A 22628-nucleotide genomic window follows, 5' to 3' on the forward strand; every position below is an offset into this window, starting at 1 on the left:
CGATGCGGATAACCAAACGGACGAACATTGCGGTGCGGCTGCTGATGTATTGTGCAGCGCATCAGGACAGGCTGGTCACCAAGTCCGAGATTGCCGAAGTGTGCAATATCTCGGAGAACCATCTGGCACAGGTCATCAATCAGCTCAGCCAGTTGGACTATCTAAGCACTCAGCGCGGTCGTAACGGCGGTATGGTACTAGCTCGGCCGGCCGAACAGATTCGGATCGGATCGGTGTTTCGTGATGTCGAAGGCAACCTGCCGCTGGCCGAGTGTTTTGCGGATGCCGACAACACCTGCCCATTGACGGATGCATGTCGATTGCGGATGGCGCTTCAGGACGCGGCTGAGGTCTTCTATGCCTCACTGGACGAGATTACGCTGGACGCCCTGATCTGCGACAACGATCCTTTGCTGCAGATTCTGCAACCGGTTGCCTGCGCGCGCGCAGGTTAATCGCTGGCACGCAGGATGCGGGCCGGGCGGACGGCCAGAGGACGCAGGGCAAAGATCAGCCCCGCGCCAAGTGTCACGATGATGCCAGCCAGAACAATTCCGATTGCAGACGGCCAGATCACCGAGAATTTCGTGTCGAAAATATAGGTGGCAACGGCCCACCCACCTAGGATGCCGGTCAGTAGCGCAACGCCACCAGCAGCCGCGCCCAACAGCGCGGCGCGCAGGGCAAAGCTGAACAGGATGCGCCGCCGGTCCGCGCCCAGTGTTTTGAGGATCGCGGCCTCATATCGGCGCGCGGGTTCCCCAGCCGCGGCAGCACCGATGAGGACCAAAAAACCGGTCAGAAGGGAAATCCCTGCGCCGTAAGACGTCGCCGCTGCGATGCCTGCCAGCAGGCCCGAGACCCGATCAATCGCATCGCGAACGCGGATCGCCGTTATGTTGGGGAACGTCCCGGCCAAATCGCGCAGAATTGCAGTTTCGGCCTGTTCTTCGGCGTAGACCGTCGCGATAAAGCTGTGCGGGGCACCTGCAAGGGCCGATGGATTCATGGACATGATAAAGCCCATACCTGCGTTTGAGAAATCAACCTCGCGCGTTGATGTAAGTTCTGCGGTAATGTCCCGGCCCAAAATATTCACGGTCAATTGGTCGCCGAGTTTAAGGCCCATTTCTTCCGCCTCTTCAGCTGCGAAACTCACCTGCGGGGTACCGGTATAGTCTTCGGCCCACCATTCGCCCGAGGTTATGCGCGCGTTATCAGGTGGCCGGACGGAATAGGTGATGCCCCGGTCGCCATCCAGTACCCAATGATCGCCTGCCACTTCGCGGGCGGGCTTGTCGTTGATCTGCGTCATGATCCCGCGCAGCATCGGTGCGCTTTCGATCCGGCTGACGCCGGGGTCGGTGGTTAACCTGTCGTTAAAACCCGGCATTTGGTCCTTCTGGATGTCGACGAAAAAGTAAGACGGGGCAACGTCCGGCAAGTTGCCGGAAATTGCATTGCGCAAGGTGCCGTCGATCTGCCCAACGGCCGCCAGAACCGAAAGCCCAAGACCCAGAGACAGTACAACGGATGCAGCGCCCTCGCGAGGGTCGGAAATGGCCGACAAGGCCCACCGAAGGGCCGGACGCCTGCGCGCTGATGGGGCGCTAAGCCGAGCCAGCCGGCGCACCGCATAGGCCGCAGCGGACAGCAGCAGCAACGCGCCCACCAACCCTCCGGCGGTCCAGAACGTCAGGCGCGCCGAGCCGCTGAACCAGGCAGCTGACGCGATCAGCAGCGCGAGGCCGGAACCAGTTGCGATGAGGTACACCCCTCGTGGAACCGCACGTGCCGAGGTCAGAGCATCCCGAAACAGGGTCGCTGCGCGGACGTCTTCGGTGCGGGCAAGGGGCCAGAGCGTGAACAGAAAGGCCGTCAGTAAACCGTACAACGCTGCTTCGGCAAGCGGTGCCGGATAAAATGAGAAAACCGCGGGTACAGGCAACCGGGCTTCAATCAAGGGGGCCAGCAGCAGCGGCAGCAACCCGCCCAAGGCAAGGCCCAGCAAGATGCCGATCCCGGACAGGACACCGATCTGGATCATATAAGTTTGGAATATTGTCGCCTTGTCAGCGCCCAGTGTGCGCAGTGTCGCGATGGTCTCTGTCTTTTGGGACAGATAGGCGCGCACGGCTGCGGAAACTCCGATGCCGCCGACTGCAAGGCCTGATAACCCGACCAGAACCAGAAATGCGCTGAGCCGCCCGACAAACTCGGCAATACCGGGCGCACCGTTGCGAGCATCAGTCCATCGCATACCGGTGCCCTCAAAATTCTGGCGCGCTTCTACCGCTAGATCTTGCAGCTCGGTTCCTGATGGCAGGGCCAGGCGGTATTTGGTGGAAAACAGGGTTCCCGGGGCCAACAGGCCGGATGCTTGCAAATCTTCGGTCCGCACCAGCGTGCGAGGGCCCAGACCAAAGCCATCTGCCGCCCCGTCCGGTTCATGGATCAATGCGGCGGTCAGGATGAATTCTTGCGTCCCCAGTGCAAAGCGATCTCCGACGGAAAGATCCAACCGGTCAATCAGCGACGGATCCATTACCGCGCCGGGAAGACCTTGATGTGTCCCTAAAGCCGCCGACAGCGGCATTGCAGGCTTCAAAACCGGAGACCCCAATAACGGGTAGGTGTCGTCGACTGATTTAACCTGTGTCAGCGCGCGTTGCGTTTCAGCGCCCTGATAAGCAACGGCCATTGAACGAAAATCGACCACTTCAGAGACAGCTGTCCCGGTCTGGTCCATCCAGGCGCGTTCGTCATCTGTGGCAAATCGGTAGGTGAATTCCAGTTGCGCATCCCCGCCCAACAGGGCCGCGCCTTCTTCGGCCAAGCCAGCTTGGATCGCGTGGCGCACCGATCCAACTGCTGCGATTGCGGCGACACCCAGCGCAAGACACGCGAGGAAAACGCGAAACCCATGCAGCCCGCCCCGAAGTTCACGGCGTGCCAGACGCCCGGCCAGCCGAAAGCTCATTCCGCAGCCTTTTGCTGGCTGTCTTCCGAAATTCGCCCGTCGCGCAAGCGTACAACCCGATCGCACTTGCGCGCCAGACTATGACTGTGGGTTACAAGCACCAGAGTGGCGCCGTGTTTGTCGCGCAGGCCGAACAACAAATCGACGATAGCCGCGCCGTTCGTTTCGTCCAGATTTCCTGTCGGTTCATCCGCCAGCAAAATTTGCGGACGCGGCGCGGCGGCCCGGGCCAGCGCAACGCGTTGTTGTTCGCCGCCCGACAATTGCGCCGGATAATGATCGCGGCGGTGCGACAGGCCAACCGCGTCAAGTTCTGCCGCAGCGCGTTGAAACGCATCCTTGTGTCCGGCCAATTCCAGCGGCGTGGCCACATTTTCCAGGGCGGTCATTGTTGGGATCAGATGAAAGTTCTGAAAGACGACCCCCATCGCATTGCGTCTGAAACGGGCCAGAGAATCCTCATCCATGCCAGTCAGATCCTGGCCAAGGGCTGTGATCTTGCCCGCGCTTGCCTGTTCCAACCCGCCCATCAGCATCAACAGCGAGGATTTGCCGGACCCGGACGGTCCGACAAGCCCAAGCGTTTCGCCTTTGGCGACGGTCAGGGTAATATCGTGCAGGATATTGACCCGGCCGGCATTGCCATCCAGCGACAAGGTGGCATTTTGGAGCGAAAGAACTGGTGTCGTCATAAGTACTTCCAAAAGGAGACGGTCATTTTGGGATATGGAGTTGTTCAAAAAATGCGCAAGGCTCTGATGGCTTTACTGTTTGCGTGTTGCGGCTTTGCCGCCACAGCGGAACCGTTGGTCATCGCGGCCCTCGGGGACTCGCTGACACAAGGATACGGGCTGCCGGAACAGGACGGGTTCGTACCACAGTTGGATCAATGGCTGAAGGATCAGGGCGCAGACGTGCAATTGATCAATGCCGGAGTTTCCGGGGATACGACAGCCGGCGGCGCGGCCCGTGTGGATTGGACGCTTACACCTGACGTGGACGCGATGATCGTAGCGCTGGGCGGCAACGATCTGCTGCGCGGTATCGACCCGGCTGTCTCGCGCGCGCACCTTGAGACAATCGTAACCTCCGCCCGGGCGGCGGAGGTTGAGGTGTTGCTGATCGGAATGCAGGCACCGGGGAATTACGGGGTCGATTACAAGCAGGCCTTTGATGCGATGTACCCGGATCTGGCCAAGGCATATCAGCTTGTGTTTGCGGAAAGCTTTTTTGAAGGGTTGCAGCCAAACGGCGACCCGAGCGCAGTCCGGCAGTTCATGCAACCGGACGGAATTCACCCCAACAAAGAAGGCGTGGCGCGGATTGTAGCAGCGCTTGGGCCTTACGTGCTGGAGCTGGTCGAAACCTCGACCAAGCAGGATTGAGAAGATGCCCGGGCGATTTTTTCTGACACGGCCAATGTCTGAGATCGCCCAGTTTTTGAATGTCCGGTGTGACGTGGACCCACAGCCGCCGCGAAGGAACATTCAACCGGGTCAGGAACTGATCGTTCTGACTGCCCACGGCCTGACACCCATGCGATGGGGCATGATCCCGGTTGGGCGCGTCAATGCGCGCGGTCGGCCTGTGATGGAAACTATAATCAACGCCCGGTCCGAAACCGTCTTTGACAAAACCGCCTTCGATGGCGTTGGCCGAGCCGTTGTTCCAGTCGACGGGTGGTACGAGTGGACAGGCGAAAAACGTCGAAAAACCGCATGGCGCATCGCCTCGGCGGATGGCTCACCTCTGTTCTTCGCCGCGATCACCGACAGTTGGCAGGCTCCGGGCGGTCTGCGGGTTGACCAGTTTGCAGCTGTGACCTGCCCACCTAATGCTGATCTGGAGCCGATACACCATCGAATGGGCGTCCTGCTACAACCTGCCGACATTCAGACATGGGTCACAGGAGCCGAGGATGACGCCAAAGCGCTGGCGCAACCTTGGCCGGACGGGTTGTTGCAGATCGAAGAGGCGACGGACGTCGACTGGTCCGGGTCGTGACCGCCTCAGACAACCGTGACCACAGTTCCCACCGGTACACGCTCATACAAGTCGATGACATGGGCGTTCAGCATCCGAATGCATCCGTTTGAGGCCGCGCGCCCGATGGTTTGCGGTTGCGTCGTGCCGTGGATACGGAAATAGGTGTCGACCCCATTCTGAAACAGGTAGAGCGCGCGTGCCCCCAGCGGGTTTCCATCTCCGCCCGGTTGAACATAATCATTGTCCTTGAACTTGGCGTAAGTCAGCGGTTCACGTTCGATCATCTCGTTCGTGGGGCGCCATGTCGGCCACTCTTTCTTGACGTCGATCGTGGCTGTGCCGGTGAATTCCAAGCCTGCCTTGCCAACGCCGCACCCATAGCGGATCGCCTTGCGCGGTTCGGTGATGAGATACAGGTAGAAGGACCGTGGCGCGACCAGAAGCTGCCCCGGCAGAAATTGTTTCTTGACCCGAACGAACTGGGGCGTGGGGTCGTATTCAACGGCTTTTTTCTTGGCCGAAGCAATACCGGGTGTCAGGCCAGCGGCAGCAGATGCTGCAAGGAAAGTGCGACGTGTGAACATATCGGTTCTCTTAAGGACAACAGGAAAATCGTAAACCAGTGTCGGAATGATAACCGATCTGGTCAATCATCTGCCAAGAGTAACCGTATTGTGATGTAATCGCAGAGACACACTTCTGTTGCAGTTTTGTCCCGCGTGATGTGAAAAGGGCAGAGGTAACCTCTGCCCTTTCATGGCCTTAGGCCAGTGCGATATCGTCGGCGCTTTCGCGGCCGTCACGACCAGCGCGCAGCTCGTACGTGACTTTCTGGTTGTCGGCCAGACCGGTCAGGCCCGAACGCTCGACAGCCGAGATGTGAACGAAGATGTCTTTGCCGCCATCTTCAGGTGCGATAAAGCCAAAACCTTTGGTGGTGTTGAACCATTTTACGGTGCCTGTGGGCATATCCGTTGTCTCCTGTTTTGTGCTGCCCACGGAGTTGCGGCAGCCCGGCGTCGTTGTCTGTATCGATAGACTGAGCGCCGGAAACGGTGACAGTGGGTCGAAATAGAAAAACGTAAGCCCCATTGATATGGCATCGGGGTGGGCGCGTGACAAGGGATTTTGTGCGTTTCGTACAAGGGTTTGAGGGCCAGTTTCCCGATTTGCACAAGAATCCGCCGACGGGTTTGGTTATTGGTTCAGCGGCCTTTGAAAAGGAAAGGCCATGCGATCTGTGCGCTGAGTGGGCATCTAGAAAACTCTAACCAAGTCTGTGATCAGGTTGCGGCATGAGCAATTGCTGCCGCATCCGCATTCCCGGAGCCAAGTACTTTTTTTACCGTGTCTCTGGCCGATTGATTATCGGATTTGTTAGTGCGCGAGTTGTAGCAATTGCGCGCGGCCTTTGTGGTGACGCGTTTGTTGTATTGCCGGATCATCGGCACGCGGATTGAACCTTGCCGCCGGGAGATGTGGATTATTCGACACGGTGGCGGTTGACCAAAATTCGGTTTGTACGGGGTGTCGGCGCATTCGGTCCGCGGGGCGGGTCGAAAATTGTCGAATAGAAACGTGGGAATTGGCAACGCAGGTTTTTGGAGCACTGGATCCGTGATGAGCGAGATTATCGTAATCTCATGGCACATTGCTGGGGTAATCCTGTCAAACACGGGTTTGTAGAGCCCCCTACCCATTGGCCGAATTCGTCCATACACCGCGATATTGGTGCAGGTCGCGTTGATCCGGAATGGAGTGGCAGCGTCAGCGAAGGGAAGCTTGGGGAACCGAAGGATGGGTGATTTCACCCATCACTCCTCTGCAGAACCTCAGTTTAGAACCCCGACAATCCGCAAAAGAAGCACCCAAAATTGTCATCAAAAAAATAGTGCCGTAACGTCACGATAGGGGCAGTGGCATGAGCTTTAGTTCGCAATGCCGCATCACAAAAAGACTTTTTGACTGGCTGTTCAAAAATGACGCGGAACGCGGTTTTCTTCCCCGTTGGCGCTTGATCTTTCTTTCATATGTACGCTGCACCGCTGCGGGTGGCCACTCACGGAAATACGGTCCTTGAGCCGACGTCCACCGCACGCTCGGATCGGCCCGCAGCGGAACATTGCAACGAATGTTCAGTTTCAAACAATTTCCAGAAACCCAACACGCACGGTGAAAGATATGTTTTTCAAGTCGATCCTAGACCATATTCTCAAATCAGCGGAGCAGGCAAATTCGGTGCCCAAAGAGCTTGCCGGGAAAACGCAAATTGGAAATTCTGGAGCGGTTAACAAAAAAGAACTGACTGTGCTTTTTGGAGATGTTCTGAACGAGAAGCAGGTACGGAGTGGTGAAAACCAACAGCCAGTCGGCCAGTCGCAAAAGTAACTGATTTCCGCGGGCTGTTGTAAGGCACAGATCGAGAATGCGCTGACAACGTGACTTTAGTTGTGAGAGGCAGAACTCCGACCGGCTGCATAAGGCTCACAAATGGTCTTGAGAAGCTAAGAAAGATAGCCGCACACACCAGTCAAACCGTATTACCGATATCTACGCCGGTACTCACTCCAAGTAGGCTATTTGAGGCCCGAAATCATATCCGTTGGTTCCGGGCTTCAAACATAGTTTTTATCGCGCAAACTTCTTATGTTTCAACCGCTTGGGCTCCAGCGCATCCGGTCCAAGGCGGCGCTTTTTGTCCTCTTCGTAGTCTTCGAAGTTGCCCTCGAACCATTCCACATGGGCATCGCCCTCGAACGCCAGAATATGCGTACAAATACGGTCCAGGAAAAAGCGGTCGTGTGAGATGACCACGGCGCAGCCGGCGAAATCGACCAGCGCGTCTTCCAACGCACGCAGGGTTTCAACGTCCAGATCGTTGGTCGGTTCGTCGAGCAGCAGGACGTTGCCGCCCTCTTTCAGCAGGCGCGCCATGTGGACGCGGTTGCGCTCACCGCCTGACAGCAGTGAGACCTTCTTCTGCTGGTCGCCGCCCTTGAAGTTGAAGGACGAGCAGTAGGCGCGGGAATTGACCTGCGCGTCACCCAGTTGGATGATCTCGGCACCGCCGGTGATCGCCTCCCACACGGTGTCGTTGTCCTTGAGGTCGTCGCGGGACTGATCGACATAAGACAGCTCGACCGTGTCGCCCAGCGTGATGGTGCCGTTGTCGGGCTGTTCCTGACCGGTGAGCATCTTGAACAGGGTCGATTTACCAGCACCGTTGGGGCCGATAACGCCTACGATTCCGCCGGGGGGCAGGGCGAAATCCAGCCCTTCGATCAGTTGCTTGTCGCCCATGTGCTTCGACAGGCCCTCGACCTCGATCACCTTGCCGCCAAGGCGCTGGCCGTTGGGGATGACGATCTGGGCGCGGGTCAGCTTTTCGCGTTCGGACTGGTCTGCCAGCTCGTTATAGGCGTTGATCCGGGCCTTGGATTTGGCCTGACGGGCCTTTTGGCCCTGACGCATCCAATCCAGTTCTCGCTGCAGAGTTTTCTGCTTGGACTTGTCCTCGCGTGCCTCTTGCTCCAGCCGTTTGGCCTTTTGTTCCAGCCATGCGGAGTAGTTGCCCTCGTAGGGCAGGCCCCGGCCACGGTCGAGTTCAAGGATCCAGCCGGTGATGCTGTCCAGGAAATAGCGGTCGTGGGTGACGATCAGGATGGTGCCCTTGTAGTCGATCAGGTGCTGCTGCAGCCAGGCGATGGTTTCGGCGTCCAGGTGGTTGGTCGGTTCATCGAGCAGCAGCATGTCGGGGGCCTGCAGCAGCAATTTGCAGAGCGCGACGCGGCGTTTCTCACCGCCCGAAAGGTTGGCGATGTTGGCGTCGTCGGCCGGGCAGCGCAGCGCCTCCATCGAGACGTCGATCTGGCTGTCGAGGTCCCACAGGTTCTGGCTGTCGATCTCGTCCTGCAGCTTCGCCATCTCATCAGCAGTTTCGTCGCTGTAGTTCATCGCCAGTTCGTTATAGCGATCAAGGATCGCCTTCTTTTCGGCCACGCCCAGCATGACGTTTTCACGAACGCTGAGGGTTTCATCCAGTTTCGGTTCCTGCGGCAGATAGCCGACCTTGGCGCCCTCGGCGGCCCAGGCCTCGCCTGTGAAGTCCTTGTCGAGGCCCGCCATGATCTTCATCAGCGTCGATTTGCCGGCGCCGTTGACGCCGACAACACCGATTTTCACGCCGGGCAGAAAGCTCAGGTGGATGTTTTCAAAGCACTTCTTGCCACCGGGATAGGTCTTGGAGACACCCTGCATGTGGTAGACATATTGATAGGCGGCCATGTCGCGTCCTCTGGGTCGGGGAAATCAGGTTGGGCGGGGTGATAGCGGATGGTTCGATTAGGGGCAATCAAGAACAATAAGGCCGGATGAAGCTGTTTGCGCAGTTTGCAAGGACGAAACGCCGAGTGGTTAAGACCAGCGGGGTCAAGATGTTGGGGATTCCCTCTGCAAGGTTTGCTGTATACACACAACCCAAACGGGAGATTGGTAAATGAAGATGAGCAGTTATGTGATAATTTCGATGGCTTTTTTTGCTTTCGGGGCGATCAGTTCAATGGCGGCTCGTGCTGAAAATTTGCCGGACTGCAAGGCGTACAAAGACGCAACTTATTGCTCAACATACAATGTGGCGCAGATGTCGACGTCTCAAATCGAAGGGGGTGATTTTGCTTCTGCAAGTATTCTGACTATGCTTAGGGTTTCGAATAAGTCAGAGCACGATATCAGGTACTACGTTACCTTTAAGTTCATTAAATCACTTGCAAATATCGAGGAAGAGTTCGCACTGACCGAAGACTACCGACAGCTCAAAAAGTCACTTTTGCACCAGATGCTTAAATATGTAGCTTTGACTGGTGATGAGATCAGAGCTCAAGTCTATTTGGCATACTTTGAATTTTTCATCGAACCGAAGGTGGAATTGCCAAAGAGCGTTAATTATCCTCAGATTAAATGGAAGCAGCAGTCAGCGGATTCCAAGCTTCATATTAAGTGTATTGTCGAAAGTGACGTTCCGTTTTTGCCGCTGAAAGAGATTGCTGAATCCGCCGAATTCAAAACATGTATGAACGGATAAACCGGAGGTTATTTGTCCCTGAGTGTATTGATATCCAACTGGTGCAAACCTGGCCGTATTGGCTGGATCGGTCTGCGACCTGAGCGTCGTGCGGAGATGGTCGCGGTTGAGGAAGGCATGATCTCCACCAATGGGCTTGAAGGCGACCGGGGCCGCGCAGGCAAGCGGGCGGTGACGCTGATCCAGCAAGAGCATCTGGTGGCGATTGGGTCATATCTTGGGCAGGGGCCGGTTAATCCGGACATCCTGCGTCGCAATCTGGTGGTGTCAGGGATCAATCTGGCGGCGCTCAAGGGGCGTGAGGTGCAGGTAGGTGAGGCCGTTCTGCGTTTTACCATTATCTGCGCGCCGTGCAGCCGGATGGAGGAGGCGCTGGGCAAAGGCGGCTATTCCGCCGTGCGGGGGCATGGTGGGTGGTGCGCAGAGGTGGTGCGGCCGGGGCGAGTCACGTTGGGCGATGAGGTTCAACCGGTTGATTGACAACGTTGTCCAGTTCTGAACATCAGCAAGGCATGGATCGTTTTAGCATTCCATACGCGCGGCCCGGGCAGGTCATCGGGCTGTTCGGTGGGTCGTTTGACCCGCCGCACCAGGGGCATGTGCATGTCACGCTCGAGGCGATGAAGGCGTTTGGGCTGGATCGGGTGTGGTGGCTGGTGTCTCCGGGCAACCCATTGAAGGAACGAGGTCCTGCGCCTCTTGAGCAGCGAATGGCGGCGGCGCGGACTCTGATGCAGCACCCCGGGGTCGAAGTGACGGACATTGAGGCGTTAACGGGGACAAGGGCAACGGCGGATACGTTGGCCGAACTGCGGCGTCTTTATCCCAAAGTGCGGTTTGTCTGGATCATGGGCGCGGATAATCTGGCGCAGTTCCATAAGTGGAAAGATTGGCGGTTGATCATGGACAGCGTGCCTGTGGGTGTGATTGCGCGCCCCGGCGACCGGATTTCTGCGCGGATGTCCCCGGCTGCGCGGCTTTATGCCAAGTACCGCATAGATGGGCAGGCGCGGCGTCTGTTGGGGCGCGCCGATGCGCCCGCGTGGTGTTTCGTGAACGTACCGATGGTCGATGTAAGTTCCAGCCAAATCCGGGAGCGGGGAGGTTGGGGCGCTGAGGTGTTGCCGGAATAGCCACATGCGCGCATAATCCATATCTGTGGTTGTGCGTATTTAATCTGTGAGATTTTATTCGACTTATGACTGACCGATTTTCTCGACGTGGATTTTTAGCGGGGCTGGGGGCAGCTTTGATCCCTTCTGCTGTGCTGGCCGAGGCGCCTTTGGTCTCGTTGCGCCCTCAATTGCGCGGCGACGTACCGACCGGGGTCGAGCGACTTGTCCAAGCGGCCGGGCTGCGTGGTGAGGTGGTGTTCGCGGTGGCGGATGTAACAACGGGCACGCAGCTGGAAGAGTTCAGCGGCGATCAGGGGCTGCCGCCAGCAAGCGTGGCCAAGGCGCTGACAGCTCTTTATGCGTTGGATGTCTTGGGATCGGACTACCGGTTCGAGACCGCCCTGATGGCGGATGGACCGATCGAAAATGGTATCCTGAAAGGTGACTTGATCCTTGTGGGAGGTGGCGACCCGCTGCTGGACACCGATGCGTTGGCCAATATGGCAGCCAATCTGCGCGAGGCTGGGATTTCCGAGGTTCAGGGTGCGTTCAAAGTATACGAGGGGGCGCTGCCTTATGTGTTCAGCATCGATCCGGGGCAGCCGGATCATTTGGGCTATAGCCCTTCCATCAGCGGCATATCGTTGAATTTCAACCGGGTGCATTTTGAGTGGAAACGTGATGGTACCCGTTATGACGTGTCCATGGATGCGCGCAGCGCGCGGTACAAACCGTCGGTCGATGTGGCCTCTATGCAGATTGAGAAACGAAAAGCGCCTATCTACACCTATGAATCCAGCGCGCGGCAGGACCGCTGGACCGTGGCGCAAGGGGCGCTTGGGACTGGTGGGGCGCGGTGGTTGCCGGTGCGCAAGCCTGCGCTTTATGCGGGGGATGTGTTCAGGACGCTGGCGCGCGCGAATGGGATCCAGTTGGGTCGCGTACAGGTCATGCGCGAAGCGCCGAAGGGAACCTTGCTTGTGGTGCATCACAGTGATCCGCTGGACAGTATCTTGCGCGGCATGTTGAAGTACTCGACCAACCTGACGGCTGAGATGGTTGGTATGGCGGCCTCGCAAGCGCGCGGTGCAAATCTGCAAACCTTGGCGGATTCTGCGGCCGAAATGAACCGTTGGGCGACCGAGACATATGGCGTAACGGGGATCGCGATGGTGGACCACTCGGGTCTAAGCGATGCGTCCCGAATGGCACCGGGCGCTTTGGTGACAGCACTGGTCGCGGCGAAACAAGCGGACTCATTGAAACCATTGCTGAAAAAATTCACCCTTGCGGACAGTCAGGGGCGGCCGGTCAAAGATCACCCGATCAAGGTCGATGCCAAGACCGGTACGCTGAATTTTGTTTCTGGTCTTGGCGGCTTCATCACAACGCCGGACGGCTCCGAATTGGCCTTTGCCATTTTCACCGCCGATGTCGACCATCGGGCCACGATCCCGCGCGCGCAGCGCGAACGACCGCAAGGCGCGCGAAGCTGGAACAATCGCTCGCGCAAACTCCAACGCGCACTGATCGAGCGCTGGGGGTCTATGGCCGGAAGCTAAGATCAGGTGGTGTGACGTGCCCGCGCGCCGCGTTCGATCGCGGCGGCATGCAGGCGATCAATGCTCAGCTCGTAACGAATTTCTTCAAGCAAGCGCAGCTCGGATTCCGCCAGCGAGCCGTCGGCGGCGGCCACATCACAGGCCAGTGCATAGGCGGTTTCGTTCAGCCGTTCGGGCAGATTGTCGCGGATCAGGCCGAACAGCGCATCCAGCCCGTCTTCTTGTTCAAACAGGTCAAACACAGTTTGCGAAACGCGGCGGGTTCGGTCGATGTCATACTCGGCAAAAACCGGCAGCATATTGACCGCGCCTTCGATCTTGACCAGCTCAGCTGTACGGATGGTTTCATCAGACGCAGAGATCGCAACCATGATCGCAACAAGGCAATCCTGAGGGGACATTGGGTGGGGTACTTGTTCGGTCATGGTGTCGTCCTGATTAGGCTTTCTGCGTCAGCACGATAGGTGGGCAAGCGGGCAGGTTCAACGAGTTTCGCTTCGGCGAGGCTAGAGAATGGGCAAAGGACCGCGCGTTTTGGTTTGCCGCAATACAAAATTGCTGCGCGTGTCGCGCACAAGGCCGGATTTCAAAAGTCGCTGCATAATGAAGTGCTCAAGCTCTTCCGGTGTCTTGGCATAGACTTTCAGTATGAAATCGTGATCCCCGGTGATTGAGGCGCACTCGACGATCTGAGGTTCGGTTTCAATCAGGCGCAGGAACGCGTTGATGCTTTCCTCCTGATGCTCGCGCAAAGCTACGTGAACGTAGGCTATGGCGTTCAACCCAACAGACTTGGCGCGTATCTGCGCGGTATAGCCGGAAATGATACCAGCGGCCTCAAGGTCACGCACACGCCGCCAGCACTGCGAAGCGGATAACCCCGTGCGATCCGCAAGGTCCTGCATGGATTGACGGCCATCCTTCTGAAGTTCTTGCAATATGGCGATATCGGCGGATTGAAGTGTTTGTCTCATAAATCATGACTCAATGATATGTATTTGCCAAATTACTGGAGTTTCACCGTTAATCCAAACCAAATTTTTCAATCAGAGGGCGTATTCTTTTCATAAGGGAGGAAAAGTGATGCCCAAGTCGACCAAATACGCCGCAAAGGTTGCCGATGCGCGCGGCCATATCGCGTATACGCCGGAAGAGGATGCTGTTTGGGCCGACCTTTACGCGGCCCAAGAGGAAAACGTTCAGCGCTATATGGCGCAGGACTATCTGGACGGGTTGAAAAGACTGGACCTGCCAAAAACCACCGTGCCGTCTTGTGCCGATATCTCTGAACGGCTTCTGGATATGACTGGCTGGCGGGTCCAACCGGTGCCTGCGCTGATCGGGTTCAAGACTTTTTTCGGCATGCTAGCGGACAGGGTCTTTCCCGCCGCATCCTTTATCCGCTCGCGCGAAGATTTCGACTATATCGAAGAGCCTGACATCTTTCACGAGATATTCGGTCATACGCCCCTGCTGAGCGATCCCCGCTTTGCGGCTTTCAGCCATGCCATTGGGAAGGCCGGGGTACAGGCCAACGACAAGGATTACTCTTGGCTGATCCGACTGTACTGGTTCTCAATCGAATTTGGTCTGCGTCGTCAGGATGGTGAGATCAGGGCACTGGGCTCAGGGCTTGCGTCTTCGCCGACCGAGCTTGTCTATGCTGTCGAGAGCGATATCCCCGATCGGGGCCCGTTCGACATTATGGCAATCCTGCGCACGCCCTATCGGATCGACATGCACCAAATGGGCTATTTCGTGTTAAACTCACCTGAGGAGTTGTTTGCAGCTGCCGAGCGCGACCTATTGCAGGACGTGCGCAAAGCTCAATCCCTTGGATTGCTGCCGAACAAGTTTCCGGAAAAAGCAACCGCAGCGGAGTAAACGGATCATGACCACATCAGGAGAAACCTGCAGTCTGTCGGACCGTACTTGTGTGCCCTGTTCCGGCGGCGTCCCGGCTTTGACTCGCGATGAGGCCAACACCCATTTTGCGGAGCTCTCGTCCGACTGGCAACTGGACGTGGATGCAAAGATGCTGAGCCGGCACTTCAAGTTCAAAGGCTTTGCCAAGGCGACCTATCTTGCAAATCTCTGCGCTTGGTTGGCCGATCAGCAGGGGCACCATCCGGATGTCTGCTTCGGGTGGGGATATGTGGATGTCAAACTGACGACCCACGAAATCGGCGGCCTCAGCGAAAATGACTTTATCTGGGCTGCGAAACTGGACCAGTTGACAGCTTAAATCGTCCTTTCCATCAGGAAAAACAGCGCGCTTTATTGACTCATGCTGCACCGGCACAATAGGAGGGGTCGGTCGGTTGCATCGGGCGACCGACACTGTTTTTCCCGATGGAGCAAATCTGATGTCTGAACTGCGTGAAACCGCGATGTCGTCCAAGGCCTGGCCTTTTGAAGAGGCGCGCCGGTTGCTCAAACGCTATCAGAAAGGTGCTCCGGAAAAGGGATACGTGCTGTTTGAAACGGGCTATGGTCCCTCAGGTCTGCCGCATATCGGCACGTTTGGCGAAGTGGCGCGAACGACGATGGTCAAACGCGCGTTCGAGGCGCTGTCGGACATCCCGACGAAGCTGATCTGTTTCTCGGATGATTTGGACGGCATGCGCAAGGTGCCAACCAATGTGCCAAACCCCGAGATTCTGGAACAGCACTTGCAGCGCCCGCTGACCTCGGTGCCAGATCCCTTCGGCACGCATGACAGCTTTGGCGAACATAACAACGCGATGCTGCGCCGTTTTCTGGATACGTTTGGTTTCGAGTATGAATTCTACTCGGCCAAGGAATTCTACGAGTCCGGACGGTTTGACGAGATCCTGAAGCGTGCGGTTGAGCGTTATGACGAGATCATGGCGATCATGCTCAAAAGCCTGCGGGACGAACGTAAGCAGACCTATTCGATCTTCCTGCCGCTGCACCCCGAAAGCGGGCGGGTCATGTATGTGCCGATGAAAAAGGTCTGTGCTGAGACCTACACCGTGACCTTTGACGATGAGACCGGTAAAGAATGGACGGTTCCTGTCACAGGCGGCCACGTCAAGCTGCAGTGGAAGCCGGATTTCGGCGCGCGCTGGGCTGCGCTGGGCGTTGATTTCGAGATGTACGGCAAGGAACACGCCACGAACGAAAAGATCTATGACGCGATTTGCCGTGCGTTGGGCGGGCGTGCGCCCGAGCATTTCTCGTATGAGCTGTTCCTGGACGAAAACGGTCAGAAGATTTCCAAATCGTCGGGCAATGGTGTGTCGATTGATGAATGGCTGACCTATGCGCCGACGGAGTCGCTGGCATACTTCATGTATCAAAAGCCCAAGACGGCGAAGCGTATGCATTTTGACGTGATCCCGAAAGCTTACGACGAATACCACCAGCAATTGCGAGCCTATCCAGGGCAGGAGCTGAAAGCGCAGCTGAACAATCCCGTCTGGCATATTCACGGTGGGGACGTTCCGGAATCCACTCTGATCGTTCCGTTTGCGATGTTGTTGAATCTGGCGTCGGTTTCCGGGGCCGAGGACAAAGAGGCGCTGTGGGGCTTTATCCGTCGCTATGCACCCGAGGCCACGCCCGACACCCATCCTGATCTGGATCAGGCTGCGGGGTTTGCGGTGCGCTACTTCAACGATTTCGTCAAACCCACCCGCCAGCACCGCGCGCCGACCGATCAGGAACGCGAAGCGCTGGAAGCACTGAAAGCCGCGCTTGAGGCTTATGATGGTCCGATTGAGGACGAGGCGCTACAATCCGTGGTTTATTCCATCGGACGCGAACGGTTCGACCCGATGCGCGGTTGGTTCACTGCGCTTTATGAGGTGCTGCTTGGTGCCTCGCAGGGTCCACGCTTTGGTGGTTTCATCGCCCTGTACGGCGTGCCCGAAACCATCGCACTGATCGAAAAAGCATTGGTCGGAGAGCTGGTCTGATTTGACCTAATACCGCATGGGGCTACCCTTTCATCAGGAGGTGACCCCATGCGTCGTTTACTACTTGCTGTATCACTCAGTGCCGGACTGGCTACGGGCGCGTTTGCCCAAAGTGCCGAGATCGAGGCAAATATTGCGGCGCAAATACAGGCGTTTAAGGCGGATGATTTTGCCACTGCCTTTACCTTCGCAAGCCCCAACATCCAGAGCTTTTTCGGAACGCCTGAGAATTTCGGAGCGATGGTTCGCAATGGCTATCCCATGGTCTGGAGACCTGCAGATGTTCGCTTTCTGGAACTGCGAGAGGTTGCTGGCGCATTGTGGCAGAAGGTTATGGTCACGGATGGCAATGGACAAGTGCACGTTTTGGATTATCAGATGGTTCGGCAGGAAAACGGCTGGAAGATCAATGGTGTGCAGCTTTTGGGAAATTCAGATCCAGCTGCATGATGCAACACCACCGTCACGGTGATATGAGCGGCGGTTAATCCCTATTCGGTACTCAGACTTTTGCGTTCGGGCAGCCCCGGACACTGGGTTTGTGCGCGCGGCGACCTGCTGCGGGCGATTGGGAAAGGGATTTCTATGAACAAGGCAATCACCGACGGCATCGTCTTCATGCCGCCTGCTTTCGCGAATGGTCTGAGCGTCTGGTCCAGAGGCGACGGGACACCGGGTTCGCCAACCTATAATGGGGCACCGAATGGGGCATTCGTTCCGGCAGACCCGGATTTCGGCGGTTGCCTTGAAATCCTGAAGGTGCAGGCAACCCAGCAGCTTCGCTACATGGGACAGACGCCCCTGATCCCGGGGTGCTATTTGCAAATCAAAGCACGTGTCAAAGCCATCAGCGGTCCTTTGCCCCAGGTTCGTATTGCGGCCTGGGCTGGCGGGGCAGGTGACCAGCAGGTAAACGGCGTCGTTGATCAGGGGCCGGTCACGCAGCTATCGGGCTATGGCACCGTCCATGAAATCACAGCTATCGTTGGCAATGGTCAACGCTCGGGCGTCGACATGCCCTGGGGCGTTGCTGCGCTTTATGGGCATTTCGGCCTGAATATCGATGGTGCCAACGGTTCGCTCGTTCGGGTCGATGATATCGAGATCACCGATGTCACCAGCATCTTCCTGCGCGAAATGATCAGCACTGTCGACGTGCGTGATTATGGTGCAATCGGCGATGGCGTCGTCGACGATTCCGTAGCGTTCGAAGCAGCGGATCAGGCGGCCGGCGGTCGCCGGATCTATGTTCCGAAGGGGACGTATTTGCTGGCGCAGAACACATCGATGTCGTCCGAGATGGATTTTGAAGGCACCATCACCATGCCTGACGACAAGATGTTATTGTTGACAAAGAACTTCGACCTTCCAGCGTATATCGCGGCATTTGGGGATGAAGAACTGGCGTTCAAAAAAGCGTTTCAGGCGTTGCTGAACAATTCGGACCATGAATCGCTGGATATGGGCGGGCGTAAAATCTCGGTTACGGCGCCGATTAACATGGCCGCCGCCGTTCCGAACCGGCAGGGCGGTTTTTCGACCCGGCGCATCATCCGTAACGGGCAGTTCGATGTCAAAAGCAGTGCGGCCTGGGATACCGAGACGTTCACCTCGGTCGCAACCTACAACCCGGCGGATTCGACCAAGCTGACCAATGTGGAGAACATCGCCAATATTCCGGTTGGCGCGCTGGTGCAGGGCAATGGTGTTGGGCGTGAAATCTATGTGCGCTCCAAGGATGTCGGTGCCGGAGAGATCAGGCTGAATGACCCGCTCTTTGATGCGGCGGGGACGCAAACCTTCACGTTCCAGTCGTTCAAATACCTGTTGGATTTCAGCGGTTTCAGTACGTTGCGCAAATTTGGTATGGAAGAGATCGAATTTCAGTGCAACGGCCGCAGCAGCGCGATCCGGCTTGCGCCGTCCGGCAGTACCTTCGCGGTGACGAATTGCTTTATCAGCCGGCCCAAAGATCGCGGCATCAGCTCGCACGGGACCGGATGTCAGGGGATGTTGATCGACAATTGCCAGTTCCTGTCGACCGAAGAATCCTTCAACGTGTCCGACCGCAAATCCATTGCGTTGAATGCCAATGCAAACGATATCAAACTACGGCACAATCGCGCCGTGCGGTTCCTGCATTTTGCTGTGTTGGCCGGATCCAACAACCTGATTTTAGGCAACCACTTTTTCCAAGGAGACAGCATTCCGCAGGGTATCCGCAGTGCCGGGCTGATCATGACCGGGACTTATAACAGCTCGACCATTTCCGAAAATTATGTCGACAACTGCTTTGTCGAGTGGACCAACGAGCGGGATGCAAACCCGGTCTACACAAGCGGATATTCCTTCAGTTCGATGACAATTTCGGACAACATCTTTTATGCAAGCGAAGTCGCGCCGTGGTTCAGTCAGATCGTCATTCGCCCGCATGGGGCCGGGCACTATCTGAACGGAGTGGTCGTGACCGGGAACAAATTCAGGTCAAGCAGCGGTCGTATCGACCGGGCCGACCGCGTTGATACCAGCTTTGCCGATCTGAACCATTCCGCGCATCTGAACGTGATTTTCGAAGACAACACGTTCAATGGCATCAACGCAAAGGTGGAAAACCCGTTGCGAATCCGACGCTCGCAGCAATCGGCATCCTCGGTTTGGACCATTCCTGCTGACGGCCGGTTGCCCTTTGGCGGCAAGGCACGCGGGTGCGATGCGGTTACGGTGTTGGGGCCGCTCAGAAATGCGGGCGGGCAGATCGTTCACGCCACGCCCTATGTCGAGCTAGAGCAGGGCGCAATTCAAGACACTATCCAAATGCGCTGGCCTTTGCCCGTCAGTGGGTCGGTGTCGGCCATCATGCGTATGGAATACTAAACGGCACCGATCACGGGCGTTTTAGAATGTATTCCAGATAGCCAGCCTGATGCCCGTATTTTTGCGGGCATCATTGCGCTCTAAGCCCAGAACCCATGTGGTGGGGCTGTCCTTGGTGCGGATCATGATCGAGGGCTTGATCCTCCAGTGCAGGGGTTGGTCTTTTTGGTACGCGGTTTCGATTTGCAGCAGGGGGTTAATAAGGCGCGGGGATGACAGGCCTGCAGTAAGGTCCAACTTGCGATATACCGCATCATGCGTTCGAAATTCCAGCGCAGCGTCAATGGCAATCCAGCCATTGCCCCAGCCGGTCTGAAACCCCTTGCCGTACGAAAGCGTGGCTTTGTACAAGGCCCAGGCTCGCATCTGGCGATGATGGGCTCCGATTGCAATCTCGGCAGCAAAGCGCCCTGACTTTTCGAATTCGGCGACAGGCAAGCGGGCAAACACCAGAGCATGCCCATAAATGTCGCGGTGCTCTTCAACGTCCAGGCCAAGCGTTAGCTTCTCCCGCAACCCGTACTCGGCATAAAATGACCCTTTGTAGTCGTATCCGTAATCCGGATCCTTAAACGCCGTTACGGCAGTCGATACAAAAGCTGCGCCCTTGTCCCGCAACCAAGCGCCAGACCAGGCTGGTGAGGCTGCCAACAACAAAATCAGAAGGATTGAAACCCGGCGCATGCGCGCAGCATCCGCCAGCATGGTTAACAGATCGTTAGGATTTGACCCAAATCCGCAGGAACTTGATGCCGCTAAATGACAAAGGAAACACAAGACCTTTTCAAAACCTATGTTAAGTTTGAAACAGATAGAGGAGAATCCAGATGCCGAAGATTGCCAAAGACGCCAGCGTCCAGACAGTTATCACGACCTTTGAGATGACGCCCGGCACCTGCCAGGACTTGCTGGAAGCTCTGACGGACGCTTATGCGGAATTCATCTCGAAACAGCCCGGATTTGTCGCTGCGGGACTGCACGTGAATGACGCGCAGACGCGGATCGCCAACTATTCGCAATGGGAACGCCGCGAGGATTTTCTGGCCATGCTGCGCACCACGGAAATGCGAAACCGCAATCGGCAGATTAACGAGCTGTGCAAAAGTTTTGAGCCGGTGATGTATGAGGTGGCCGGGACTTTTGGTGGAGCCTGATCTGAATCAATGCCTAACAGCCTGAGATGGTGCAGGATTCAGGCGTGAAAACGGAGGTGCGCGTCATGTATCACAATATTCTTGTCCCCATTTCCTTTGATGCCGAAAGGGATATCTCGGGGCCGTTGAAGCTGGCCGAAATACTGGCGACATCGGATGCGCAGGTCACGTTGCTGCACGTGGTCGAACACATCCCGAGTTACGCCATTTCCTACATGCCGCCAGAGTATCTGGCCGAGGCACGTAAGGCGCTGCAGATGGAACTGGACGCGCTTGCCGAAAAACTGCCCAACGCCAATGGTGTTCTGGTCGAGGGTCATTCGGGCCGGACAATTCTTGATTGGGCGGTCGAACATAAGCCCGACCTGATCATCATGGCGTCTCACCGTCCCGGGATGCAGGATTTGTTGCTGGGTTCTACGACCAACCATGTGGTGCGCCATGCGGCCTGCGCCGTTCATGTGGTGCGCTGATCGGTCCAGATATCGGTTGGGGCAAGGCGCCATGCCTTGCCAAAGCCGCCGTTCAAAACGGCATCGGAAATGGTGAACGTGACAAACCCGAAATCGGTGAAGTCCGCATAAAGCTTGGCTTTGGGCCTCAGGCTCAGATACCGGGCGCGCAGCGCGGCGTGTTTCTCTGTCTTTCTGGCGACGAGCTGCGCGTTGGCATGCAGCGTCAGCCTTGGGTGCGTCAACGGATCGCCTGTATCACCGGGTTCACCAATCAACAGTGCACAGGCCGGATTGGTGGTCAGTGCCCGGGTATGGTCGGCCAGGGTTGAGATCAACGTGACCGGCCGCCCCCGATCATCCGTTGCAAGGGCTACGCGCGACACAGAAGGTAAAGCCGTATCAGGGTGCAACACGGCCAGCGCGCCGAACGTCGCGTTTTCGATCAGGTCGCGGGCCATTTGGCAGGCTGTTTCATCAACCGGGCGATACGGGTCGGTTTTGGTCATCGGTATTTTAGCCCTGGAGGTACATCCGGATGCAACATTATCCGCATAGCGACCTATACGCGAGAGGGACATTCGGGTCTCGGTTTTGCCACAAATCCGGGTTAGGTGTCCGGTATGGCGCTCAATGATTCCGAGCAAGGCTCGAATAAGAAAAACTCAAGAGCCGCAGCGCGACATCGGCGCGCGGATGCGCAGCGCAGACGGGCGCTGTCGCCTTTTCGTATTATTATCATGATCCTTATGTTGCCCGCGACCACTGCGGCGATCGCGGTGGGTGTTTTTTTGCGGACATCAGAATTCGAAGGCCCCGATGCCCTGTTGCATCTGGTGGCCTTGGCTGGCTGCCAGGCCGCCGAAGCCTTGGTGCCGGGGCCGTACTGGGACGGTGAGCCGGGATACCACACGCGCAACGATACGGATGGAGATGGTGTGGCCTGCGGGGCGACGGCTCCTCAGTTCGCAATCCCCCAACCGGCTGCGGACCCTCAACCGGCTGCGACGGCGCCTCAACGGCAGGTGGGTTCGGCCAAGTTCGTCCGGCCCTGATCACCTCGATCCGAAACATTCGAATCTATGCTATAGTGCGCGTGACGCGCCGCTTCGGCCGTCTGTGGGGGATTTCGCCCTGAAAGGGAGGAAAGTCATGTTTGCACGTATTACGCAGTTTAAAATGAAGCCTGGCATGCGGGATGCTGCCGAGGCCAAAATGAATGAATTGAAAGATCAGATTATGGGCATGGAAGGCATGCACAGCTTTACCAATGTCATGAATGAAGACGGTACCGGATTTGTCGTCGCAGTTGTCCAAAGCGAGGAAACATCAAACGCGAACGCGTCCAAAGTGGCCAAACTTTGGGGACATTTTGCCGAGTTTCTCGAAGGTCCGCCGTCGCCTGCAGGGTATGACGTCGTGGTCCACTGGGACAAGGGATAATACCTCGCCCAGCGCTTGCCAAAAGACACGCAATCGCCAAA

26 protein-coding genes are annotated in these 22628 nt (G+C 57.0%); 17 read left to right on the plus strand and 9 right to left on the minus strand.

Annotated elements, in window-relative coordinates; genetic code table 11:
• Positions 1-2 precede the first annotated feature (2 nt).
• On the plus strand, positions 3-455 hold the full coding sequence (locus AC2FGC_RS15035) for an RrF2 family transcriptional regulator (protein ID WP_496725888.1): 453 nt from the start codon (positions 3-5) through the stop codon (positions 453-455).
• On the opposite strand, the gene AC2FGC_RS15040 is transcribed toward AC2FGC_RS15035, so the two are convergent.
• On the minus strand, positions 452-2980 hold the full coding sequence (locus AC2FGC_RS15040) for an ABC transporter permease (RefSeq protein WP_496782734.1): 2529 nt from the start codon (positions 2978-2980) through the stop codon (positions 452-454). The two genes, AC2FGC_RS15035 and AC2FGC_RS15040, sit on opposite strands and share 4 nt — an antisense overlap.
• Positions 2977-3672, minus strand: a complete 696-nt coding sequence (locus AC2FGC_RS15045; protein ID WP_496725890.1) for an ABC transporter ATP-binding protein — start codon at positions 3670-3672, stop codon at positions 2977-2979. Before AC2FGC_RS15045 ends, AC2FGC_RS15040 begins: the two co-directional genes overlap by 4 nt.
• Before the next feature lie 51 nt (positions 3673-3723).
• Between AC2FGC_RS15045 and AC2FGC_RS15050 the strand changes: the two genes are divergently transcribed.
• Entirely contained in the window at positions 3724-4365 is a 642-nt protein-coding gene (locus AC2FGC_RS15050; RefSeq protein WP_496782737.1) for an arylesterase, read from the plus strand.
• Between the two features lie 4 nt (positions 4366-4369).
• A complete protein-coding gene (locus AC2FGC_RS15055; protein ID WP_496725892.1) occupies positions 4370-4984 on the plus strand; it encodes an SOS response-associated peptidase in 615 nt (204 codons plus the stop codon).
• Positions 4985-4989: 5 nt separating this feature from the next.
• On the opposite strand, the gene AC2FGC_RS15060 is transcribed toward AC2FGC_RS15055, so the two are convergent.
• Positions 4990-5550 carry a L,D-transpeptidase gene (locus AC2FGC_RS15060; RefSeq protein WP_058278724.1) on the minus strand — a complete coding sequence of 187 codons (561 nt, stop codon included), beginning with the start codon at positions 5548-5550 and terminating at the stop codon, positions 4990-4992.
• A 178-nt stretch (positions 5551-5728) separates the two neighbouring features.
• Positions 5729-5935: a cold-shock protein gene (locus AC2FGC_RS15065; RefSeq protein WP_058273677.1), complete on the minus strand. Its 207-nt coding sequence runs from the start codon at positions 5933-5935 to the stop codon at positions 5729-5731.
• A gap of 1107 nt (positions 5936-7042) precedes the next feature.
• On the opposite strand from AC2FGC_RS15065, the gene AC2FGC_RS15070 reads away from it, so the two are divergent.
• On the plus strand, positions 7043-7354 hold the full coding sequence (locus AC2FGC_RS15070) for a hypothetical protein (RefSeq protein ID WP_496782739.1): 312 nt from the start codon (positions 7043-7045) through the stop codon (positions 7352-7354).
• A 240-nt stretch (positions 7355-7594) separates the two neighbouring features.
• Here AC2FGC_RS15070 and ettA read toward each other — a convergent pair whose 3' ends face one another.
• Positions 7595-9250 (minus strand): energy-dependent translational throttle protein EttA, encoded by a 1656-nt coding sequence (ettA, locus tag AC2FGC_RS15075; RefSeq protein WP_496773530.1) that lies wholly within the window; start codon positions 9248-9250, stop codon positions 7595-7597.
• A gap of 211 nt (positions 9251-9461) precedes the next feature.
• On the opposite strand from ettA, the gene AC2FGC_RS15080 reads away from it, so the two are divergent.
• The 4 genes from AC2FGC_RS15080 (at position 9462) to dacB (ending at position 12723) form a co-directional block, all read left to right on the plus strand.
• Positions 9462-10046, plus strand: coding sequence for a hypothetical protein (locus AC2FGC_RS15080; RefSeq protein WP_496725895.1), 585 nt, complete (start codon positions 9462-9464; stop codon positions 10044-10046).
• 12 nt (positions 10047-10058) lie between these two features.
• Complete coding sequence (locus tag AC2FGC_RS15085) at positions 10059-10526, plus strand: MOSC domain-containing protein (RefSeq protein ID WP_496782741.1); 468 nt, start codon at positions 10059-10061, stop codon at positions 10524-10526.
• A gap of 32 nt (positions 10527-10558) precedes the next feature.
• On the plus strand, positions 10559-11179 hold the full coding sequence (locus AC2FGC_RS15090; protein WP_282120172.1) for a nicotinate-nucleotide adenylyltransferase: 621 nt from the start codon (positions 10559-10561) through the stop codon (positions 11177-11179).
• Between the two features lie 65 nt (positions 11180-11244).
• Entirely contained in the window at positions 11245-12723 is a 1479-nt protein-coding gene (gene dacB, locus AC2FGC_RS15095) for a D-alanyl-D-alanine carboxypeptidase/D-alanyl-D-alanine endopeptidase (RefSeq protein WP_496782743.1), read from the plus strand.
• Positions 12724-12725: 2 nt separating this feature from the next.
• On the opposite strand, the gene AC2FGC_RS15100 is transcribed toward dacB, so the two are convergent.
• Both AC2FGC_RS15100 and AC2FGC_RS15105 read right to left on the minus strand, forming a co-directional pair.
• Entirely contained in the window at positions 12726-13148 is a 423-nt protein-coding gene (locus tag AC2FGC_RS15100) for a tellurite resistance TerB family protein (RefSeq protein WP_058273455.1), read from the minus strand.
• An 81-nt stretch (positions 13149-13229) separates the two neighbouring features.
• Complete coding sequence (locus AC2FGC_RS15105) at positions 13230-13697, minus strand: Lrp/AsnC family transcriptional regulator (RefSeq protein WP_496782746.1); 468 nt, start codon at positions 13695-13697, stop codon at positions 13230-13232.
• Between the two features lie 109 nt (positions 13698-13806).
• On the opposite strand from AC2FGC_RS15105, the gene phhA reads away from it, so the two are divergent.
• From phhA to AC2FGC_RS15130, 5 genes are all read left to right on the plus strand, one after another.
• On the plus strand, positions 13807-14607 hold the full coding sequence (phhA, locus tag AC2FGC_RS15110) for a phenylalanine 4-monooxygenase (RefSeq protein ID WP_496782748.1): 801 nt from the start codon (positions 13807-13809) through the stop codon (positions 14605-14607).
• 7 nt (positions 14608-14614) lie between these two features.
• A complete protein-coding gene (locus AC2FGC_RS15115) occupies positions 14615-14968 on the plus strand; it encodes a 4a-hydroxytetrahydrobiopterin dehydratase (RefSeq protein WP_496725901.1) in 354 nt (117 codons plus the stop codon).
• 121 nt (positions 14969-15089) lie between these two features.
• Positions 15090-16664: a lysine--tRNA ligase gene (locus tag AC2FGC_RS15120; RefSeq protein ID WP_496725902.1), complete on the plus strand. Its 1575-nt coding sequence runs from the start codon at positions 15090-15092 to the stop codon at positions 16662-16664.
• A 48-nt stretch (positions 16665-16712) separates the two neighbouring features.
• Positions 16713-17114 carry a DUF4864 domain-containing protein gene (locus AC2FGC_RS15125; protein WP_496725903.1) on the plus strand — a complete coding sequence of 134 codons (402 nt, stop codon included), beginning with the start codon at positions 16713-16715 and terminating at the stop codon, positions 17112-17114.
• 135 nt (positions 17115-17249) lie between these two features.
• Positions 17250-19538 carry a glycosyl hydrolase family 28-related protein gene (locus AC2FGC_RS15130; RefSeq protein WP_496725904.1) on the plus strand — a complete coding sequence of 763 codons (2289 nt, stop codon included), beginning with the start codon at positions 17250-17252 and terminating at the stop codon, positions 19536-19538.
• 21 nt (positions 19539-19559) lie between these two features.
• Here AC2FGC_RS15130 and AC2FGC_RS15135 read toward each other — a convergent pair whose 3' ends face one another.
• A complete protein-coding gene (locus AC2FGC_RS15135) occupies positions 19560-20243 on the minus strand; it encodes a hypothetical protein (protein ID WP_496725905.1) in 684 nt (227 codons plus the stop codon).
• Positions 20244-20365: 122 nt separating this feature from the next.
• Here AC2FGC_RS15135 and AC2FGC_RS15140 point away from each other — a divergent pair, with 122 nt between their 5' ends.
• Positions 20366-20692 carry an antibiotic biosynthesis monooxygenase family protein gene (locus AC2FGC_RS15140; protein WP_058278712.1) on the plus strand — a complete coding sequence of 109 codons (327 nt, stop codon included), beginning with the start codon at positions 20366-20368 and terminating at the stop codon, positions 20690-20692.
• 65 nt (positions 20693-20757) lie between these two features.
• Positions 20758-21165, plus strand: a complete 408-nt coding sequence (locus AC2FGC_RS15145; RefSeq protein WP_496725906.1) for a universal stress protein — start codon at positions 20758-20760, stop codon at positions 21163-21165.
• Here AC2FGC_RS15145 and AC2FGC_RS15150 read toward each other — a convergent pair.
• Entirely contained in the window at positions 21150-21653 is a 504-nt protein-coding gene (locus AC2FGC_RS15150) for a HugZ family pyridoxamine 5'-phosphate oxidase (RefSeq protein ID WP_496725907.1), read from the minus strand. The two genes, AC2FGC_RS15145 and AC2FGC_RS15150, sit on opposite strands and share 16 nt — an antisense overlap.
• Positions 21654-21767: 114 nt before the next feature.
• Between AC2FGC_RS15150 and AC2FGC_RS15155 the strand changes: the two genes are divergently transcribed.
• Together AC2FGC_RS15155 and AC2FGC_RS15160 are read left to right on the plus strand one after the other, a co-directional pair.
• On the plus strand, positions 21768-22199 hold the full coding sequence (locus AC2FGC_RS15155) for an excalibur calcium-binding domain-containing protein (RefSeq protein WP_496767385.1): 432 nt from the start codon (positions 21768-21770) through the stop codon (positions 22197-22199).
• A 97-nt stretch (positions 22200-22296) separates the two neighbouring features.
• Complete coding sequence (locus AC2FGC_RS15160; RefSeq protein ID WP_170414756.1) at positions 22297-22587, plus strand: antibiotic biosynthesis monooxygenase family protein; 291 nt, start codon at positions 22297-22299, stop codon at positions 22585-22587.
• Positions 22588-22628 lie beyond the last annotated feature (41 nt).

The sequence above is a fragment of the Ruegeria sp. CDSC054 genome (genome assembly GCF_059610645.1).

What these genes read in the sequence shown, in the direction of transcription:
- AC2FGC_RS15105 (WP_496782746.1), bottom strand. Translation starts at nt 13,697, where the DNA reads ATGAGACAAACACTTCAATCCGCCGATATCGCCATATTGCAAGAACTT.
- ettA (WP_496773530.1), bottom strand. Translation starts at nt 9,250, where the DNA reads ATGGCCGCCTATCAATATGTCTACCACATGCAGGGTGTCTCCAAGACC.
- AC2FGC_RS15160 (WP_170414756.1), top strand. Translation starts at nt 22,297, where the DNA reads ATGTTTGCACGTATTACGCAGTTTAAAATGAAGCCTGGCATGCGGGAT.
- AC2FGC_RS15065 (WP_058273677.1), bottom strand. Translation starts at nt 5,935, where the DNA reads ATGCCCACAGGCACCGTAAAATGGTTCAACACCACCAAAGGTTTTGGC.
- AC2FGC_RS15155 (WP_496767385.1), top strand. Translation starts at nt 21,768, where the DNA reads ATGGCGCTCAATGATTCCGAGCAAGGCTCGAATAAGAAAAACTCAAGA.
- AC2FGC_RS15135 (WP_496725905.1), bottom strand. Translation starts at nt 20,243, where the DNA reads ATGCTGGCGGATGCTGCGCGCATGCGCCGGGTTTCAATCCTTCTGATT.
- AC2FGC_RS15055 (WP_496725892.1), top strand. Translation starts at nt 4,370, where the DNA reads ATGCCCGGGCGATTTTTTCTGACACGGCCAATGTCTGAGATCGCCCAG.
- phhA (WP_496782748.1), top strand. Translation starts at nt 13,807, where the DNA reads ATGCCCAAGTCGACCAAATACGCCGCAAAGGTTGCCGATGCGCGCGGC.
- AC2FGC_RS15150 (WP_496725907.1), bottom strand. Translation starts at nt 21,653, where the DNA reads ATGACCAAAACCGACCCGTATCGCCCGGTTGATGAAACAGCCTGCCAA.
- AC2FGC_RS15140 (WP_058278712.1), top strand. Translation starts at nt 20,366, where the DNA reads ATGCCGAAGATTGCCAAAGACGCCAGCGTCCAGACAGTTATCACGACC.
- AC2FGC_RS15060 (WP_058278724.1), bottom strand. Translation starts at nt 5,550, where the DNA reads ATGTTCACACGTCGCACTTTCCTTGCAGCATCTGCTGCCGCTGGCCTG.
- AC2FGC_RS15125 (WP_496725903.1), top strand. Translation starts at nt 16,713, where the DNA reads ATGCGTCGTTTACTACTTGCTGTATCACTCAGTGCCGGACTGGCTACG.
- AC2FGC_RS15145 (WP_496725906.1), top strand. Translation starts at nt 20,758, where the DNA reads ATGTATCACAATATTCTTGTCCCCATTTCCTTTGATGCCGAAAGGGAT.
- AC2FGC_RS15080 (WP_496725895.1), top strand. Translation starts at nt 9,462, where the DNA reads ATGAAGATGAGCAGTTATGTGATAATTTCGATGGCTTTTTTTGCTTTC.
- AC2FGC_RS15045 (WP_496725890.1), bottom strand. Translation starts at nt 3,672, where the DNA reads ATGACGACACCAGTTCTTTCGCTCCAAAATGCCACCTTGTCGCTGGAT.
- AC2FGC_RS15120 (WP_496725902.1), top strand. Translation starts at nt 15,090, where the DNA reads ATGTCTGAACTGCGTGAAACCGCGATGTCGTCCAAGGCCTGGCCTTTT.
- AC2FGC_RS15130 (WP_496725904.1), top strand. Translation starts at nt 17,250, where the DNA reads ATGAACAAGGCAATCACCGACGGCATCGTCTTCATGCCGCCTGCTTTC.
- AC2FGC_RS15050 (WP_496782737.1), top strand. Translation starts at nt 3,724, where the DNA reads ATGCGCAAGGCTCTGATGGCTTTACTGTTTGCGTGTTGCGGCTTTGCC.
- dacB (WP_496782743.1), top strand. Translation starts at nt 11,245, where the DNA reads ATGACTGACCGATTTTCTCGACGTGGATTTTTAGCGGGGCTGGGGGCA.
- AC2FGC_RS15090 (WP_282120172.1), top strand. Translation starts at nt 10,559, where the DNA reads ATGGATCGTTTTAGCATTCCATACGCGCGGCCCGGGCAGGTCATCGGG.
- AC2FGC_RS15040 (WP_496782734.1), bottom strand. Translation starts at nt 2,980, where the DNA reads ATGAGCTTTCGGCTGGCCGGGCGTCTGGCACGCCGTGAACTTCGGGGC.
- AC2FGC_RS15115 (WP_496725901.1), top strand. Translation starts at nt 14,615, where the DNA reads ATGACCACATCAGGAGAAACCTGCAGTCTGTCGGACCGTACTTGTGTG.
- AC2FGC_RS15035 (WP_496725888.1), top strand. Translation starts at nt 3, where the DNA reads ATGCGGATAACCAAACGGACGAACATTGCGGTGCGGCTGCTGATGTAT.
- AC2FGC_RS15100 (WP_058273455.1), bottom strand. Translation starts at nt 13,148, where the DNA reads ATGACCGAACAAGTACCCCACCCAATGTCCCCTCAGGATTGCCTTGTT.